The 18,755-nt window shown below is 38.1% G+C and carries 16 protein-coding genes; 7 read left to right on the top strand and 9 right to left on the bottom strand.

Translation table 11 applies throughout. The features are described from left to right. Position 1 precedes the first annotated feature (1 nt). The 4 genes from AC07VK_RS18145 to AC07VK_RS18130 all read left to right on the top strand — a co-directional run bounded on the left by AC07VK_RS18145 (position 2) and on the right by AC07VK_RS18130 (position 4,628). Positions 2-1,492, top strand: coding sequence for a S41 family peptidase (locus AC07VK_RS18145; RefSeq protein ID WP_492955116.1), 1,491 nt, complete (start codon positions 2-4; stop codon positions 1,490-1,492). Between the two features lie 147 nt (positions 1,493-1,639). After that, the gene (locus tag AC07VK_RS18140) at positions 1,640-1,906 is read left to right on the top strand and encodes a hypothetical protein (protein WP_029277171.1); all 267 of its coding nucleotides are present in this window, start codon (positions 1,640-1,642) and stop codon (positions 1,904-1,906) included. A gap of 51 nt (positions 1,907-1,957) precedes the next feature. Beyond that, positions 1,958-3,052: a DNA-processing protein DprA gene (dprA, locus tag AC07VK_RS18135; protein ID WP_492962262.1), complete on the top strand. Its 1,095-nt coding sequence runs from the start codon at positions 1,958-1,960 to the stop codon at positions 3,050-3,052. Between the two features lie 214 nt (positions 3,053-3,266). After that, entirely contained in the window at positions 3,267-4,628 is a 1,362-nt protein-coding gene (locus AC07VK_RS18130; protein ID WP_492962260.1) for a pyridoxal-phosphate dependent enzyme, read from the top strand. A gap of 248 nt (positions 4,629-4,876) precedes the next feature. Here the strand turns inward: AC07VK_RS18130 and murA are convergent, their stop codons facing one another. The 6 genes from murA to AC07VK_RS18100 form a co-directional block, all read right to left on the bottom strand. Beyond that, on the bottom strand, positions 4,877-6,202 hold the full coding sequence (gene murA / locus AC07VK_RS18125) for a UDP-N-acetylglucosamine 1-carboxyvinyltransferase (protein ID WP_492962258.1): 1,326 nt from the start codon (positions 6,200-6,202) through the stop codon (positions 4,877-4,879). Between the two features lie 85 nt (positions 6,203-6,287). Next, the gene (locus AC07VK_RS18120; protein ID WP_492962256.1) at positions 6,288-6,974 is read right to left on the bottom strand and encodes a DUF4290 domain-containing protein; all 687 of its coding nucleotides are present in this window, start codon (positions 6,972-6,974) and stop codon (positions 6,288-6,290) included. 422 nt (positions 6,975-7,396) lie between these two features. Then, complete coding sequence (locus AC07VK_RS18115) at positions 7,397-7,894, bottom strand: SixA phosphatase family protein (protein ID WP_057932908.1); 498 nt, start codon at positions 7,892-7,894, stop codon at positions 7,397-7,399. Further along, on the bottom strand, positions 7,887-8,918 hold the full coding sequence (locus AC07VK_RS18110; RefSeq protein ID WP_492962253.1) for a glycosyltransferase family 9 protein: 1,032 nt from the start codon (positions 8,916-8,918) through the stop codon (positions 7,887-7,889). The genes AC07VK_RS18115 and AC07VK_RS18110 overlap by 8 nt, the downstream gene beginning before the upstream one ends. Before the next feature lie 73 nt (positions 8,919-8,991). Beyond that, complete coding sequence (locus AC07VK_RS18105) at positions 8,992-9,594, bottom strand: DUF4254 domain-containing protein (RefSeq protein ID WP_057932910.1); 603 nt, start codon at positions 9,592-9,594, stop codon at positions 8,992-8,994. Between the two features lie 142 nt (positions 9,595-9,736). Further along, the gene (locus AC07VK_RS18100) at positions 9,737-11,413 is read right to left on the bottom strand and encodes a helix-hairpin-helix domain-containing protein (RefSeq protein ID WP_492962251.1); all 1,677 of its coding nucleotides are present in this window, start codon (positions 11,411-11,413) and stop codon (positions 9,737-9,739) included. A gap of 88 nt (positions 11,414-11,501) precedes the next feature. Here AC07VK_RS18100 and AC07VK_RS18095 point away from each other — a divergent pair, with 88 nt between their 5' ends. Next, positions 11,502-12,128 carry a hypothetical protein gene (locus AC07VK_RS18095; protein ID WP_492962249.1) on the top strand — a complete coding sequence of 209 codons (627 nt, stop codon included), beginning with the start codon at positions 11,502-11,504 and terminating at the stop codon, positions 12,126-12,128. Positions 12,129-12,225: 97 nt separating this feature from the next. Here the strand turns inward: AC07VK_RS18095 and sppA are convergent, their stop codons facing one another. After that, positions 12,226-13,992, bottom strand: coding sequence for a signal peptide peptidase SppA (gene sppA / locus AC07VK_RS18090; protein ID WP_492955124.1), 1,767 nt, complete (start codon positions 13,990-13,992; stop codon positions 12,226-12,228). Positions 13,993-14,032: 40 nt separating this feature from the next. On the opposite strand from sppA, the gene folK reads away from it, so the two are divergent. After that, positions 14,033-14,539: a 2-amino-4-hydroxy-6-hydroxymethyldihydropteridine diphosphokinase gene (folK, locus tag AC07VK_RS18085; RefSeq protein ID WP_492962247.1), complete on the top strand. Its 507-nt coding sequence runs from the start codon at positions 14,033-14,035 to the stop codon at positions 14,537-14,539. A 326-nt stretch (positions 14,540-14,865) separates the two neighbouring features. Here folK and pssA read toward each other — a convergent pair whose 3' ends face one another. Then, positions 14,866-15,564, bottom strand: a complete 699-nt coding sequence (gene pssA, locus AC07VK_RS18080; RefSeq protein ID WP_492962245.1) for a CDP-diacylglycerol--serine O-phosphatidyltransferase — start codon at positions 15,562-15,564, stop codon at positions 14,866-14,868. Positions 15,565-15,649: 85 nt separating this feature from the next. After that, positions 15,650-17,386 (bottom strand): transcription termination factor Rho, encoded by a 1,737-nt coding sequence (rho, locus tag AC07VK_RS18075; protein WP_492955127.1) that lies wholly within the window; start codon positions 17,384-17,386, stop codon positions 15,650-15,652. 425 nt (positions 17,387-17,811) lie between these two features. On the opposite strand from rho, the gene pyrF reads away from it, so the two are divergent. Further along, on the top strand, positions 17,812-18,642 hold the full coding sequence (pyrF, locus tag AC07VK_RS18070) for an orotidine-5'-phosphate decarboxylase (RefSeq protein ID WP_492962243.1): 831 nt from the start codon (positions 17,812-17,814) through the stop codon (positions 18,640-18,642). The last annotated feature ends 113 nt before the right edge of the window (positions 18,643-18,755 follow it).

Raw genomic sequence — 18,755 nt, 5'->3', positions numbered from 1 at the left:
TATGCTTAGAAAATTTATTTCGCAAAATGCATTTTTATATGCTTTGCTTATTGTGGTTGGATTTACAGTATCGTGTAAAAAATCAAATAATGCCCCAGATGGAGAGGGTGCACCACAAGGTACGCCAGGAACCCGGGCAGAGTTAACTAAAGATTCGATTTACCTGTATGCACAGCAAACGTATTATTGGAATGTTGGGATGCCGAGTTATTCTGCCTTTAATCCAAGACAGTATAATTCAAACAATGCGGTTTTAGCTGCTTTAAAAGCATTGCCCAGTACCGGAGGAAAAGATAAATATTCATTTATCGATGATGGTACTGTAGCTGGAGAATTAGGTGGCGTGGCTGGAGATTTTGGTTTCTCGGTATTTTTTGCCAGCGCGAATGATCTAAGGATTAAATATGTATATGCAACATCACCTGCAGGTGTTCAAGGCTTAAAAAGAGGTTATCAAATTACTAAAATTAATGGTAGCACAGATATTAATACCACTGATGCAAGGATTGATTATGTAGTGAATGCTATTTTTGGTACGAACCCAACGGTTTCAATGACGGTTTTAAAACCGGATGGGACTACTCAGGATGTAACAATAACCAAAGCAAGTTATAATATCAATCCTGTACTTTTTACCAAAACTTACACTGTAGGAGCGAAAAAGGTGGGATATATTGTTTTTAATAGTTTTACCACCAATTCAACTGATTTTCTGGATGCAGCATTTAAAAATTTTTCGACAGATGCAATTACTGAACTTGTTGTCGATTTACGTTATAATGGAGGAGGTTCGGTTGCTACATCAGAAGCCTTTACTAATTTGATTGCACCAATCGCTCAAAATGGTAAAGTGATGTACACCACTTACTGGACACAGACAATGCAGGATAATCAAGCCACTATTCTTCAGAACCAGAAGTTTTACGCTAAAGGTAATGATGGTGTAACACGGATGTACTCTTATTTTGATTATTCTTACAAACCTACGGTTGCTGCCGGAAACCAGGAGGTTTTTGCCAAACGTGGTGTATTGAATAGTTTAACCAGGGTTTACTTTATTGTAACCGGTAGTACAGCATCGGCAAGCGAGTTGTTAATTAACAACCTAAAACCTGTAATCGATGTTAAACTAATTGGCAAGAAAACTTATGGCAAACCAGTTGGTTTTTTCTCCATCCGTATAGATAAAAACGACTTATATATTCCCCAGTTTGAAACCAAAAATCAATTAAATCAAGGCGGTTACTTTGATGGAATGGCAGTTGATAAAGATATTTTTGATGATGTAACCAAAGATTTTGGAGATCCAACGGAAAAGCTATTGGCACAGGCTTTATACTATTCAGCCAATGGAGGTTTCTCTTCTTTCCTTAAAGATAATATCATCAGCAGTACCTCACCGCTATCTAAAACGCAGGTTGAAGATCTTTCTGGCAAGATGGATCATGAATTTAAAGGGATGGTTGAAACTAGAAAGCTGAGGTTTAAATAATTAACTAAACTTTATACTTAAAAGGCCAGTTTTGTATCTCAAATCTGGCCTTTTTTACGTGATTATTGCATTATTTGAGAAAATAAGTATTGTTTTTTTTATAAAAAATTGATAAGCTTGTTTAACATTAATCGTTAAAGAGATACCATGCCAATAGAAATTGTAGAAAAGGAACATATCAGTTATTTAAATATCATCAATGCAAAAGAAGATCACACTACTGAATTAAAAACAAAACTTGATGAGGCACAACGGCTGGGTAATGAGTTTAAATCAAAAGCCGTTATTACTTTTAATACTACCATTGGTCCAAAACGAGTTGATACTACAGTTTGGGCTGTTACAGAAAAATATATACAGCTAAAGAATAATATTCACATTCCGTTAAAAAGTTTAATCGATATTGATTTTTAAGCTTGCTTTAAGGAAATAAATCATCCCGCATTTATTTAACCTTATCAGATCATGAGCATGCTCCATAAAATTGCTTTAACATTTATTAAATCTATAGGGCCGGTAACGGCCAAAAATCTTCTTGCCTATTGTGGAAACGCCGAAAATATATTTTCTGCGAGCAGAAAGCAGCTTTTGCAGATTCCGGGTATTGGAGAGAAAACAATTGAAGCCATTCGTAGTACCGATGCTTTGGTAAGGGCCAGGCAAGAATTGGATTTTATCGAAAAACATGGAATCGAGGTATTGTTTTTCGCTGATGAAAAATATCCTAAAAGGTTAAAGAACTGCATCGATTCGCCCATACTGCTTTACGCCAAGGGTACGGTTGATTTTAACCACCAGCGTATCATCAGCATCGTTGGAACCCGTAATGCAACAAGCTACGGAAAAAATCTCTGTAAGGAATTGTGCGAAGTTTTAGCACCGTACAATGTTTTGATCGTGAGTGGCCTGGCCTATGGTATTGATATAACGGCCCATAAAGAATGTTTGGTAAATAATATTCCTACCGTTGGTGTGCTTGGTCACGGTTTAGATCGAATGTATCCAAAAATTCATAAAACGATTGCTCAAAAAATGGTTTTGAATGGAAGCCTGCTCACCGAATTCCCAATCCTAACCAATCCGGATCGGCCTAATTTTCCACAAAGAAACCGGATTATTGCAGGGATTGCAGATGCTACCATTGTAGTTGAAGCATCAATAAAGGGAGGCGCCTTAATTACCGCAGAAATCGCAAATTCTTACAATAAAGATGTGTATGCTTTTCCGGGCAGAACAAATGATGTTTTTTCGGAAGGCTGTAATTTCCTGATCAAAACCAATAGAGCCGGATTAATAAATAACGCTCATGATCTGATTTATTACCTGGGTTGGGATGATGAGGTGAGAGAAAAGAAAAAGGAAGCGCAAACCACGCTACACCTTAGTCTTACCCCTAACGAACAGCGGGTTGTTGATGTATTGCAAAACGGCCAGCTTTCTATAGATGAACTTTGCATTCAATTGAATATTCAGCAGAGTAAACTGGCAATTGTAATCCTTACCTTAGAGATGCAGGGGATTATTGTTTCGCTACCAGGGAAAATTTACAAGTTGGGGTAGTGAAGACTAGATATTAGATTTCTCCATTCCGTTTCACTACAGTCGAAATGACGAATCCACTTTCGAAATTGCATTCTGCCCAATAATCAATCTATAATGCCTATCATAATTATAGATTATGGAATTTAATTCTTTTAATTTGTTGTTTTCAAAATTATATTTCAAATAAAATATAGTTTATAAAATACTTAATGCCATTGCTTAATTTTGCAATATGTGGTACAATAATATTTTGGAAACCATTGGCAATACGCCATTGGTAAAATTAAATACGATAACAAAAGGAATACCGGGAACAATTCTGGCGAAAATAGAGACTACTAATCCAGGCAACTCAATTAAAGACCGTATGGCGGTTAAAATGATTGAAGATGCCGAGAAAAGTGGTAAACTAAAACCAGGTGGAACAATTATAGAAGGAACATCCGGAAATACAGGTATGGGCCTGGCTATGGCGGCCATTATTAAAGGTTATAAATGTATTTTTACCACTACAGATAAACAATCGAAAGAAAAAGTTGATGCTTTACGTGCCTTTGGTGCGGAAGTAATCGTTTGTCCTACAAATGTTGAGCCTGAAGACCCCCGTTCTTATTATTCTGTTTCTTCGCGTTTAGAACGAGAGGTGCCAAATTCATGGAAACCTAATCAGTATGATAACTTAGCCAACTCACAGGCTCATTATGAGCAAACTGGTCCTGAGATATGGGAGCAGACAGAAGGTAAAATTACACACCTAGTGGTTGGCGTAGGTACTGGTGGAACCATTTCCGGAACGGGAAAATATTTAAAAGAAAAGAATCCAAATATTAAAATCTGGGGAATCGATACCTATGGCTCAGTTTTCAAGAAATATAAAGAAACAGGCATATTTGATAAGGACGAAATTTATCCATACATCACCGAAGGTATTGGCGAAGATTTCCTTCCGGCAAACGTAAATTTTGATGTAATCGACTTATTTGAAAAGGTTACGGATAAAGATGCTGCTTTAATGACACGCGATATTGCACGTAAGGAAGGTATTTTTGTAGGTAACTCTGCTGGTGCTGCCATTGGCGGATTAATTCAGTTAAAAGATAAACTAAAGCCTGAAGATGTTGTTGTTGTTATTTTTCACGATCACGGTAGCCGTTATATGGGTAAAATGTATAATGAAGATTGGTTGCGCGAACGCGGATTTTTACAGGATGAAAAATTAACCGCTAAATCTATCCTGGCTAAAAAAGAAAGCACAGAGATTGTAACACTTGATGCACAAAAATCTGTACTTGAGGCCATCAATACCATTAAATCGATGAATATCTCTCAGATTCCGGTAACACAACAAGGAATGATTGTGGGTAAAATCGCCGAAAGTGATATTTTAAGTGCATTACTTGAAAATCCAGGCTTAAAATCGGCACCGATTTCAGAAATTATGACGGCTACTTTCCCTTTTGTTGATTTGAACACCTCAATTGATAAAATTTCTTCATTGATCAATAAAGAAAACTCGGCTGTATTGGTAGAAGATGAATCTGGAAAGATCGAAATTATTACACAATACGATATTATTAATGCGATATCGGGGTAAAATTCATTTCGGTTTGTGATGACACAAACCGCGGCATCTGCAATATCGGGGTAATGATGTAAGATAGATGATGGATTAGTTCCTGCGATCGTCCTCCTGAACTTGTTTCAGGATCTTCATATCATGACGATTCCCCTTAAAAAGTGACCAAAATAAAAACGTCCTGGTAATTATTACCCGGACGTTTTTCTTTATGCTATTTTCGCTTTGGGTTTTACCTTAAACCCTCCACCTCTAAACCTTCTACCTTAGTGGCTCGGTGCATCAGCATTTACACGCTTAATCTGCGCGCCTAAGGCACGTAAACGGGTGTCGATGTCCTGATAGCCACGTTCAATCTGTTCGATGTTATAAATGGTCGATTTGCCTTCAGCAGATAAAGCTGCAATTAATAGTGAAACGCCAGCCCTAATGTCAGGAGAAGTCATGCTGATTCCACGAAGTTTATATTTTTTGTCAATACCATTAACGGTTGCGCGGTGTGGATCGCATAAGATGATTTGAGCCCCCATATCGATCAGTTTATCCACGAAGAACAAACGGCTTTCAAACATTTTTTGGTGGATTAAAACGTTTCCTTTTGCCTGTGTAGCCACAACCAGAACGATACTCAATAAATCAGGCGTAAAACCTGGCCAGGGAGAATCGGCAATCGTTAAAATCGAACCATCAATAAATGTATCAATTTCGTAATGTTTTTGAGAAGGAACGTAAATATCATCGCCTCGGCGCTCTAATTTAATGCCCAGTTTTTTGAAAACCTCTGGTATTACACCCAGTTCATCGTAACAAACATTTTTAATGGTAATTTCCGACTCTGTCATTGCAGCCATACCGATAAAAGAGCCAATCTCGATCATATCCGGCAACATTCTGTGCTCAGTTCCACCTAATACGCTAACACCTTCAATCGTTAACAAGTTAGAACCAATGCCCGATATTTTTGCCCCCATGCGGTTAAGCATTTTACAAAGTTGCTGTAAATAGGGTTCGCAGGCCGCATTGTATATCGTAGTAGTGCCTTTTGCTAAAACAGCCGCCATTACAATGTTTGCGGTTCCGGTTACCGATGCTTCATCTAATAAAATGTAAGCACCCTTTAAATTGGTTGCATCTACATTAAAGAAAGCTTTTTTGCTGTCGTAAACAAATTTTGCACCTAATTTTTCGAAACCTATAAAGTGTGTGTCCAGTCTTCTACGACCGATTTTATCACCGCCCGGTTTCGGGATTGCCGCTTTACCAAAACGTGCCAACAATGGCCCAACAATCATAATCGAACCACGTAAGCCACCACCTTTAGCTTTAAAAGTATCAGATTCAAAGAAATTCAAATCAATATTTTTAGCTTCAAAGGTATAAGTGTCTTTATTGATGCGCTCAACGGTAACGCCTAAATCGCCAAGTAACTCAATCAGCTTGTTAACATCCTTAATGTCGGGAATATTACTGATGGTCACTTTCTTTTCAGTAAGCAATACAGCCGATAAAATCTGTAAAGCCTCGTTTTTGGCTCCCTGAGGGGTAATTTCGCCTTTTAATTTAATTCCGCCTGTTATTTCAAATGCGTTCATATATTTTTAGTATCAAGTACAAAGTATCAGGTATCAAGATTGGGCGGATTTTTAACCTTCCGCCTTATTCCTTTAACCTTCAACCTTAATATTTAGGTTTATTGTTGTTGTTGCGTTGACGGTTATTGTTGTTGTTATTTTGACGGTTTTTTCCGTTGTTATTATTATTGCTTCTACCCCTGTTATTGTTGTTGTTATTACTTTGGCGAGGGTTTTGTGCTCTAAATTCTACCTTGGCCAGGTTAACACCTTCATCAAGTGATAACAATCCGCCAGAAAGGTACTTTAAGTCCTTAATAATGGTATCATCACTCACATTATCTTTATTCCAGGTAACATAAGCCATTTTCATAAAATTAGCGATGCTTTGAACCATTGCCTTTTTAATTTCGGCATTTTCTTCGCGCATGGCTTTTTCGATCAGATTCTCAACGGTTTTACCATAGTGTTTATAGGTAATTCTTTGTTGAGGATAGGCCAGTGGCGCTGGTTTAATGTAAGCATTTTCGATTAATGGCTTTGGGTATGGGCTATCTACATCAATCTGGTAGCCAGAAATAATGTGCAGGTGATCCCAAAGTTTATGCTTAAAATCGGCAACATCACGTAAATGTGGTTGTAAAAAACCCATCAGGTCGATAACCGCCTGGGCATATTTATTACGTTCTTCAATGGTTGGTAATTCGCAGATATACTTTACCATATTTTGAACGTTACGGCCATATTCCGATAAAATTAAATGGCTACGCGTAGTATTATAGTCAAAACTCATGTTCAGATAAATTAATGGATAAATTTTCTGGCGATACGAATTATGAAATAACCAGAAGAGTTTAGGTTATGAATTCACCGAAATGTCTATTGCCAGATTTTCGTTTTATATAGTCAAAGTTAATAAAATTATTCGATTTGTGATATGCTTATCTAAATTGTGATAATTAAGTGGGCGATTTTTTTTTAAAATGTTCCTTCAGTAGTACTTGGCTTCTTCAGTCCCGTTATTCGCTATAGCCCCGATAAAGGATCAGGGGCTGCCGCTGCTACCGGGTTTATTTAACTGTGGGTTGTGCTTGTCGGGAAAAGCCTTTCCAGCGCCAATGAGCTAAAGCCGTGTTAAGTATTTATGCAGTTGGCTGAAGCCAAACCGTAATGAATTTAAGCCTTAATGATCTTAATCCCTTAATGGTAAAAGCCTTAAACTTCATCACTATTTTTCGGGTAATCAAAAAATACCAGTTCTCCTGTTCCTTTGCTTACCATTTGCCACGAATCAAAAGGAAAAGAAATTAACACCATGCCGGCAGTTGGAATGTTGTAAATATCGGCGTCGCATAATTCGTTCGCAAAATCTGTAAAACCTGGGTTATGACCAAACATCACTACATGGTCTGCGCCATTATTTAATCCGTTAAGCACTTTAAGCAGGGCGCGGGTATTGGCTTCGTAAATAGATTCTTCAAATTGGATATGGTCTATATTGTAGGCTTCTGCAAAGTATTTAGCTGTAGATTTGGCTCTTTTCGCCGGACTACTTACAATCAGATCTAATTTGAAGCCTTTATTAATCAGTCTTTCTGCCATTTCCGGTGCATTTTCTTTGCCACGTTTGTTTAGTGGCCGGTCGAAATCTTTTAAATCTAAATTTCCCCAATCCGATTTACCGTGACGGACCAAAAGTAATTGCTTAGCCATTTAATTTCTCTTTAATTTTATCTACAATTGTTTCAGGCTTAATTAAGTCTATACAGTTTTCAACACCGCAAAGGCAGGGTTTGTTTCCATAAATAGAATTGGGCCTGTTAGGGTGATCAATCTGGATACAGTCGCTTTCCAATTGCCCGTAGCCCAAAAAGCCAGCATATGGATGTGTTGGTCCCCAAATAGACACAACGGGTATACCAGCAAGTGATGCCATGTGCATGCCGGATGAATCCATACTTAACATCAAATCCAAGTTTGAAATAATGGCAAGTTCTTCAGTTAAGTTAAAATTACCGATTAAATTATGAGCTCTTTTATGCGTTTCAGCCCATTTTCCGGCTATTTCCTGTTCCTTTTTACCACCACCAAATATGAAAAGTTCATACCCCAGTCTGCTTAATGAGGCAATTACCGCTTCCATTTTTTCTAAAGCATATACTTTATAAACATGTTGTGCAAAAGGGGAGATGCCTATTTTTTTTGTTGCTTTATTGGCAAATAAATCTTGTGCATTTGCCGGGATTTCCTGAGGAGATTTAGCTAATTTATGACTTAGCTTAACACTAAATCCCAATTCGCGGAAAACATCAGCATAACGCTCTACCGTTTGACGGAGGGGCTTGAAAACTTTGTTATTGCTACGTGTTAATCTCTTTTTCTCAGCTCTTCCTTTATCTATCCGCCTAATTTTTGTTCCGGTTAAACGAAAGAACGTAGAAATTGCCCTGCTCCTTAAATTATCGTGTAAATCGGCTATTGCATTTGGTTTATAGCTGCGGAGTTCTTGATAGAGTTTGTATAAACCATCAATTCCCTTATGAACGGTTTTAGGCTCAATAGGGTGGAAGATCAGGTTTGGAATGCCATCAAAAAATGGCTTAAAGGCAGGTCTGCTCACCATAACGATTTCTGCAGATGGATGCTGCTCTGAAAATTCGTGTAAAACAGAGGCTACCATGGCTACATCGCCCATTGCCGAAAAGCGTAAAACGATAATTTTTTGGGTTGCAGCCATAATGTTTTACCACGAAGGCACAAAGAGCATCAAGGCATTCTTTGTGTTCTTCGTGTCTTGGTGGTTGATTAATTTATGCTTTATTATACAATACCGGATTTAAACTCGGGTCGTTATACATTTTCATTTGTTTATATACTTTCATGTATTTTTTGCCTGCCTCAATATCTGCCAATAACTCATCAATACTGGTTGAAAGATCTTCGCGTTGCGATAACAGTACATTTAATTTCGTCTGGCATTGTGCACGATGCTCAACGGAGGCACTTTCGCGTTCGGCCTCTTCCTGCATATGGTAAATTTTTAGTGCCAGGATAGAAAGCCTGTCTATCGCCCATGCAGGACTTTCTGTATTGATTTTAGCATCTGGTAAAGCTGAAATTCCCTGATAAAGATTTAAGAAATAACCATCAATAAACTCAACCATATCGGTACGTACCTGGTTTTGAGCGTCAATACGTCTTTTCCAGCTCAAACCTTCAACAGGATCAATCTGAGGGTTACGCACCACATCTTCCATGTGCCATTGTGCCGTATCGATCCAGTTTTTAACGTAAAAGAGATGCTCTAAACTTTCGGCATCGTACGGGTTTTCAACCGGATGGTCAATATCATCAAACTTATGGTAGTCTGTAATTACTTGATTAAATATGCGGTTGGCAATTTCACTTATCATGTGGCAAAGATATTAAATAGATTGATTTTTTCCTGCCGGGTTGATTACACAGATTTTAAGATTACACAGATTTATTTGTGAGATTTAAAACAAGACAGCTTAGGGCCTGTTTCCCTAAACCCTAAACCCTAAACCCTAAACCCTAAACCCTTCTACTATTAAAATACGCTGTTATCTCCTCCAATGTAAAAGCATTTAAACACTTGTCGGCACTTAAACCACCTTTGCGGGCAACTAGTATTCCATAATGCATATCGTTGAAACCTTCGGTTCTGTGAGCATCTGGATTTACAGAAAGCAATACGCCTTTTTCTAAAGCGTAACGGTGCCAGCGCCAGTCTAAATCCAAACGTAAGGGATTCGCATTAATTTCGATCACCACTTTGTTTGCTGCACAGGCATCGATAATCTTTTTATAATCTATCGGATATCCGGCCCTACTTAACAATAAGCGGCCTGTCGGGTGTCCTAAAATAGTAGTGTATGGATTTTCAATAGCTTTAAGTAAACGTGCAGTTGCCTTGGCTTCGTCCATGCGTAAATTGCTGTGTACAGAAGCCACTACAAAATCGAATGTTTTTAAAATATCATCCGAATAATCCAATGAACCATCACTTAAAATGTCGCTCTCAATACCTTTGAAGATTTTAAAGGGAGCGAGTTTTTTATTTAGCTCATCTATTTCCTGGTGTTGACCAAAAACACGTTGCTCGTTTAAACCTTTCGCATAAACAGCGGTTTTAGAGTGATCGCATATTCCTAAATACTGAAGATTTAAGTTTTCTTTGCAATATACAGCCATTTGCTCCAGGGTATGTACGCCATCGCTCCAGGTAGAGTGGTTGTGTAAACTACCCTTTAAATCTTCATATTGGATTAAGGTAGGGAGTTTATCTGCTTTCGCCAGTTCAATTTCATCAAAATCTTCGCGAAGCTCGGGCTCGATAAAAGATAAACCTGCTTTGCTGTAAATTTCTTCCTCACTTGTAAAAGGACCATTACCTGCTAATGCTAAAACCTGCTCCACATGTTCGGTATTTCCTGTGCGTTTGAACCATTGTAAATAAAATTCAGCTTTTTCAACTGCATAAATTTTTATTCTGAAGCCAGCTTCAGTAGTGCAGATGAAAGAATTTTCCGCTTCAATCAGCGAGAGTGCTTCGAAAGCAGGCAAGTTTTGTTTAAGGGCATCAATTTGTTCAGCACCGATCACAATTTCCAGTTCATCGATAATCTCACAGGCGCGGCGGTACTGACCGGCGAAGCCCAAAATGGCACTGTTGTCAATTTTTCCAGTCCAATCAGCAAGCTGTGTAAATAAAGTTTTGGCAAAACCTTCAACCTGCGCGTATAAAAACCGTCCGTTGGCTGCGAGCTTAAATTCGATCGCATTCTTAATTTCTTCCTGGGTTTTTAAACCAAAGCCCTTGGCTTCAATCAAGCGGTTTTCGTTACAGGCATAATACAATTCACCTATACTTTCTATACCTAAGGTACGCCAGATAATGAATATTTTTTTCGGTCCGATGCCCTTTATGGCCAGCATTTCTACCACACCTTGGGGCGTTTTCTCTAGAATTTCGTTAAGTTCTTTTAATTCTCCGGTTTGGAGAAGTTCAATGATTTTGGAAGCCAGTCCCTTACCGATACCTTCAATTTTATCTAGTTCCGCTAAAGGTTTGTCTTTTAAAGCAAAGGGTAATTTATCTACCTTAAAATAGGCATTTGCAACAGATTTAATTTTGAAAGGATTTTCTTCGTGCAGTTCCATGAGCTGCGATAAGAGGCGTAGGGTGCGGGCGATGGTCTTATTTTCCATAAGGGGTAAAATTAGGAAATAATGCCTCAAATCCTCCCTGTGCTCATAAAATTAAAACACAAATTTATTAAAGTATTGTTTAACAATCATGAAATCTATAAAATTCGCCCTCTTGGGATTAAGTATGAGTGTAGCCGCTTGTCAATCTGCCAGTAAAACAGATCAAAATACCGATTCGGTAAGTAATTTAGCATCAACACCAATGCAAAGTGTTGATGAGCGCTTCCTGGTTGTAGCTGGTCGGTCGATTGGTGAAATTAACCTTGGAGAGGATATGGAAGAGGTAGGAAAAAAATTAGGCAGACCAAATTCCGGTGATGCCGCAATGGGAAAAGCCTGGGGGATTTGGTACAGTGACGATTCTACCGCTAAACGCCGCAACGAAATTGCGGTATATTCTTCTTATCGGGATACCAGTATGCGTGTAAAAGATGTAAAGCAGATTAGAGTTACCTCCAATAAGTTTAAAACAAAGGATGGCCTGGCAACTGGCAGCACTTTGGAAGATGTGAAATCGAAGTTTCCAACCATTGAAAAACTTTCTGCCTATTTAAATGAAGATAAAGATACCGTTGCGGTTTACGATGCCAAAAAAGACGGAATTGGCTTTGAATTTTTAAAAGGGAAAAGTATTGCCCTAACGGTTCATCAGGTGAATATTCCGGTTAACGCTACCTATCTTACTTTGCATCCTGAGTGGAAGGTGATAGAGTAAGAAAGACGTGAGATCGGAGATTTTAGATGAATAATTTTATATAAACCTCGCAGGTTTTTAAACAGCTTCAGCCTTCAAAACCTGCGAGGTTTAATTATTACTTAATTACTGCCTCGAATGGCATTCTGGCCTGAATGCCAGAGCTTGCAATTACCTTTTTCATTTGTTGGTAAAGCATGTAGTTATCGCCAAGTTCCTGTTTGGTGTAATAGGTTTTAATCTTGTCTGTACCCTCATCCATTAACGATTTCCATGGATCAATTACATCTGGATATTCTACAACCCTGTAATTATTTAATTTAGCTTTTTTAGCGGCTGCCTTAATGGCATCGTTAAAACTTCCTATTCTATCGGCCAAACCGATTTGAACAGCATCTGTACCGATCCAAACGTGGCCACCACCAATGCTATCGATATATGCTTTGCTTTTCTTTCTTCCATCGGCCACACGGCTCACAAAACCGCTGTAAATTCGGTTTAGTTCATTTTGGATAATGAATCTTTCTCCTGCAGTCATAGGGCGGTTAGTGGCCATAATATCTGCATATTTACCGGTTTTAACGCCATCAAATGTAATTCCCAGTTTGTTGGTCATTAAATTTTGGAAGTTCGGGATAATACCGAATACACCGATAGAACCTGTAATGGTATTCGGCTGCACAAAAATGCTATCAGCAGCGCAACCAATGTAATAACCGCCTGATGCGGCAACATCACCAAACGAAGCAATAACTGGTTTTTCTTTTCTGGTTAATACCACTTCTCTCCAGATCACATCCGAAGCAAGTGCGCTACCTCCGGGAGAGTTTACACGTAAAACCACTGCTTTAATGTTATCATCTAAACGTGCTTTTCTAATAGCTCTGGAAATACGTTCCGAACCAATCTGGTTGTCAGAACCTTCGCCGCCATTAATTTCGCCATTGGCATAAATTACGGCAATTTTATCTTTTCCTTCGCCTGTATCAGTATTGTTTTTGGCGTAATCGTTAATACTTACAGCACGGATATTTTCACCCCTTGTTCTTCCGGATAAGCCTTTTAATTCCTCTAAAATCTGATCCTTATACTTTAAAGCATCGATCATTTTAAAGTTTACCGCATCTTGTGGCTGTTGTACTTTGTAATTATCGGCAATGTTATAAAGACTATCTTTTTGGATATTTCTGCTTTGTGCAATGTCAGTTAAGAAAGTATTGTATAAACCACCAACATAAGCCGTAACCTGTTTGCGGTTATAATCGCTCATTTTATCCAAAATAAAAGGCTCAACCGCACTTTTGTAATTCCCCACGCGGATAACCTGCATTTCTACCCCAACTTTTTCTAAAGTTCCTTTAAAGAAGGTCAGTTCCGAGCTAAATCCTTTAAATTCTAGTGCGCCTTCGGGATTTAAATATACCTTATCAGCCACAGAAGCTAAATAATAAGCCCCTTGAGTATACACTTCGCTGTAGGCGATAATTTTTTTATGGGATTTTTTGAAATCGATCAACGCATTCCTAACCTCGCGCAAAGTTGCAAAACCCGCGTTCGGACTGCTCACATTCAGGTAAATACATTTGATATTATCATCTGTTTTGGCTTTTTGTACTGCTTTTAAGAAATCGTTTAAGCCAATCCCATCTTTTTCTTCACTACCAACAATTGGCAGGTTGCCGAACGGATTTTTTGGGGTACGTTCTGTAATGGCCTGGTCTAAATTTAGGAATAGTACCGAATTGTTAGACACAACAACGGTTTTGTCGCTATCAATAGAAGATATTAAACCCACAACAACTACGAAGCAGATCACAAATACAATTACTATTGATAAGAAAAAGCCCAGCATAGAGGCAAATAAATACTTAAAGAATTCTCTCATTTAAATGTTTTAATTTTGTGTTGTAAAGATATAAAAATACATGATGCTTAATAAAGCTTTAGAGTACAACACGGCTTATTTGTTACTGGGTGGAAATTTAGGCGATAGGGAGGCGAATTTGAAAAAAGCCATCGAACTATTGAACGATAAAATTGGTCATGTGATTGCTGTTTCGGCACTTTATGAAACTGCTGCATGGGGAAAAACCGATCAGCCTGCTTTTTTGAATCAGGCAGTAGGTTTGCAGACTAATTTAAGTGCCCTGGCCGTTTTAGATCTTGCATTAAGTATCGAACAGGAATTGGGCAGGGTAAGAAAAGATAAATGGGGAGAACGTTTAATTGATATAGATCTAGTTCTTTTTGGAGATGAAATTATCAATATTCCGGATAAACTTCAGGTGCCTCATCCCCATATGCAGGATAGAAAATTTGTAATGGAGCCTTTGGCTGAGATTGCACCAGAGGTTATGCATCCACTATTGGGAGAAACGATGCTCGATATTTGGAGAAATATTAAAGATCCGCTTGAGGTTAAAAAGATTTAATGTATCAAGTTTGTAATGTATGCAGAGGCGACCAAGGCTTATATTAGGATCGCCCAGCTCGTATCTTTACCAATACTATTAAGACTTTTAAAGCTTATAAAACGAAAAAAGGGCCCTTCGACTACACTACCATTGACAGACTTTAATAAAAAGCGTCGTCATCTCGACTGAAGCGCAGCGAAACGGAGAGATCTAATCTAGGCAGATTTAGCTTCGCTGAACCTTCGGGTTCTCGACTGCGTTGTACTCCGCTCGAAATGACGAAAGCTTGAGGGAGTTATCTCCTTAAACTTCTGCGTCATTTATATTGATTTTTATAAAATAAATTATCTCTCAGCATTATTATTTGGAATTGCTCCTTTAAAATGCAGAAAAGATAAAGCAATATACAGTACCAGTACAAAAGGAATTGCTGCAAATTTTAGAAAAGCAATTAATATTGCCGACAGGATGAGGAAGATAAATTTGATTTTATTTTTCGCCCAGCTTAAATCGCTGAATTTTAAAGAGAATATTTTTATTTCGCTCACCAGTAAAAAACTTGTAATTGCTGTAATGGCAATCAGTAAAATGCTAGAAGCAATAAGCTGAGGATAATCGTTTGCAATAAAAGGCAGAGAACAGATAAACAAAGTATTCATAGGCGTATTCAAACCAATAAAATCTTCTGTTTGCCTGGTATCGTTGTTAAATTTGGACAGTCTAAGTGCCGAAAAAATAGTAATGATAAATCCAAGATAAGGGAGGTATTCAGATGAATAATCGCTTGCCTTTAATAAGTGAAACATGATTACCCCCGGTAAGAGCCCAAAACTTACCATATCTGCCAAAGAATCAAGATCTTTTCCAATTGCCGATTTCACATTTAACAAACGCGCAACCATACCATCAAAAAAATCGAAAATTCCAGAGAAAATAACGAAATAGGCTGCGGTTTCCAGATTGCCTTTAAATGCAAAAACGATTCCAATACAACCTGAAAAAAGGTTTGCACAGGTAATCGCATTAGGGAAATGTTTTTTCATACGGTTGGAAGGCTGGAGGGTTGGAAGGTTGGAAGGTCGCTGGGAAAACCCTTATACCCTCAACCTTCCAGCCCTTAACCTTAATTTAGCTGTTCATCGAAATTAAGAACTCTTCGTTACTTTTTGTTCCTTTTATTTGAGATTGAACAAATTCCATAGCCTCTTGACTGTTCATATCGGCAAGGTGGTTACGTAAAATCCATACGCGTTGCAAAATATCTCTATCTAACAATAAATCATCGCGACGGGTACTTGAAGCCGTAATATCAATTGCAGGGAAGATACGTTTATTAGATAATTTACGGTCTAATTGTAACTCCATGTTACCTGTTCCTTTAAATTCTTCGAAGATCACTTCATCCATTTTAGAACCTGTATCGGTTAATGCGGTAGCTAAAATAGTTAACGAACCACCATTTTCGATGTTACGTGCCGCACCGAAGAAACGTTTTGGCTTGTGTAATGCGTTTGCATCAACACCACCAGATAATATCTTACCTGATGCCGGTGCTGTTGTATTATAAGCTCTGGCCAAACGTGTAATCGAATCTAAAAGGATTACCACATCATGCCCGCTTTCTACCAAACGTTTCGATTTCTCTAAAACAATATTGGCAATTTTAACGTGGCGCTCAGCTGGCTCATCAAAAGTAGAGGCAATTACCTCTGCTCTTACACTACGGGCCATATCAGTAACCTCTTCCGGACGCTCATCAATTAATAAGATAATTAAATAAACTTCCGGGTGGTTTTTAGCAATCGCGTTGGCAACCTCTTTTAATAAATTGGTTTTACCTGTTTTTGGCTGTGCTACAATTAAACCACGTTGTCCTTTACCAATTGGTGTAAATAAATCCATAATACGGGTAGAGTAATTGCTGTTATCCGTAAATAAATTTAATTTTTCTGTTGGAAAAAGTGGAGTGAGGTAATCGAAAGGAACACGGTCGCGAACCTCAGCCGGAATTCTGCCGTTAATGGTTTCTACGCGAACCAGTGGGAAATATTTTTCGCCTTCTTTTGGCGGACGGATGCTACCTTTTACAGTATCACCGGTTTTCAAACCAAAAAGTTTTATCTGAGACTGAGATACATAAATATCATCAGGAGAAGTTAAATAGTTGTAATCTGCAGAGCGCAAGAAACCGTAACCATCAGGCATAATTTCTAAAACACCTTCATTTGTAATTACGTTGTCGAAATCTAGGTTAGAGTAACTGTTTTCGTTTTTGTGGTGATTGCCACCGCCCGGTTGTTTTTGCTGGCGGTTTTCGTCGCGCTGCGGTTTTTCCTGCTTTTCTTTAGGCTCTTGTTTTTGTTTCGGTGCCGCCGGAAGTACTTCTGCACTTTCTTCTATTAAAGCTGAGATAGGTTTTACACTTTCTTCAGATTCAATAATTCTGTCTGGTTGTCTTTCTGGCTGTTGTTGATGTTGAGGCTCATCAAATAACGTTACAGCATCTCTTCTTCTTTCAATTGGCGCTGCAGGCTCATCTTTCGTTAACCTTGCTCTTTTTTTAACAGGCTTGTCGGCTGTTGTAGCTGGCTTTTCAGCAGCCACTGTAGAAGCGGCGGCTGCAGCTGCGGCAACTTTTGGTGCTTTTACAGCTTTGGTTTTAGGTGCAGGAGTAGCTGCAATAGGTTCGATTTCGCTATAAGGGTCTGCACCGGCTTTAGCAGCATTTATAATTTCTTGTTGGTGTAAAAGTACTTCAACAAGGTCGATTTTTCTTAGGGAGTCGGCACCTTCAATGCCATAGCTTTTTGCTAGCTCACGTAATTCTGTTGTGAGCTTATCATTTAATTCTGTTTTACTAAACATTCTAAATATATATGTTTCAAGAAATTTTTCATTTGTTTATAACGGATGTTTTCTGTTATAAATCTACACAGGCTTAAATATATTTGTGTTAGTGTAGGCCTGGCAGTTTCATTGTGTATAAATTCTTAAGGCTATAAAACATTAAATGAGTTCATTATGGAAAATGCTCAAATTGTTTCATAATTGTTTACAAGCTGAATAAAAAGCAAAATGTGCTTTTAAAAAATGGTAACAAAAAACAAGTCTTGATAAATTTTTCTGGGATATTCAGATAAACGGTTGAGAAATTATGGTGCAATTGTATGTATTTGAAACGTAATCTGCAAGCAAAAGTTTAAAATGTTTATAAAAATAATTAATGTGAGCATTATTTTGTCGCTCAGAAAACTTAAAAATCTTCATATTTGCAGCAAATAAGCCCATATATGACCAAGCAACAACTTTTCGAGCAGATACAAAAAAAACGTTCATTTTTATGTGTCGGATTAGATTCTTCGTTAGATAAGATACCAAAACACTTATTGAAGTATGAAAATCCGATTCTGGAATTCAATAAACAGATTATTGATGCCACAAAAGATTTGTGTGTAGCTTATAAGCCGAATACTGCTTTTTATGAGTGTTATGGAAAAAAGGGATGGGAAACTTTGATCGAAACCTGGAAATATATTCCGCAGGATATTTTTTCTATTGCCGATGCCAAACGCGGCGATATTGGCAATACTTCTGCCATGTATGCCGAAACGTTTTTCAATGCCACATCATCAGATATGAGTTTCGATTCAGTTACCGTAGCACCTTATATGGGTAGCGATTCGGTAACACCTTTTTTAACTTTTAAAGATAAATGGGTAATTCTTCTGGCTTTAACCTCGAATGCCGGCCATGCCGATTTTCAATTGCAGGAAATTGGCGAAGATAAACTTTTCGAAAAAGTACTTAAAACATCGCAAACGTGGGCTACAGATGAACAGATGATGTATGTGGTAGGCGCAACCCGTGGCGCCGCTTTTGGTGATGTACGTAAATTAGCACCGAATCACTTTCTTTTAGTGCCGGGTGTTGGCGCACAGGGAGGAGATTTAAATGAAGTGTGCAAGTATGGCCTAAATTCACAATGCGGATTGCTGATTAATTCTTCGAGAGGAATTATCTATGCCAGTCAGGGAGAAGATTTTGCAGAAAAGGCCAGGGAAGAGGCGTTAAAACTTCAAAAAGAAATGGAGCAGATTTTGCTTAAAGCAGAACTAATTTAATTTAAACCAAACTTCGCTTCAACGTCATGCTGAACTTGTTTTATTAGTAGTTTTTATAGCTTTAAAGGTCTAATAGCTACTTCGTGGTCAGCATCTTTTTTTTGCTTGTAAGA

Source organism: Pedobacter sp. GW821-FHT01D05 (genome assembly GCF_059422505.1).
Note: the sequence above shows the minus strand (reverse complement) of the source record. Positions and strands in the feature narration are given on the sequence as shown.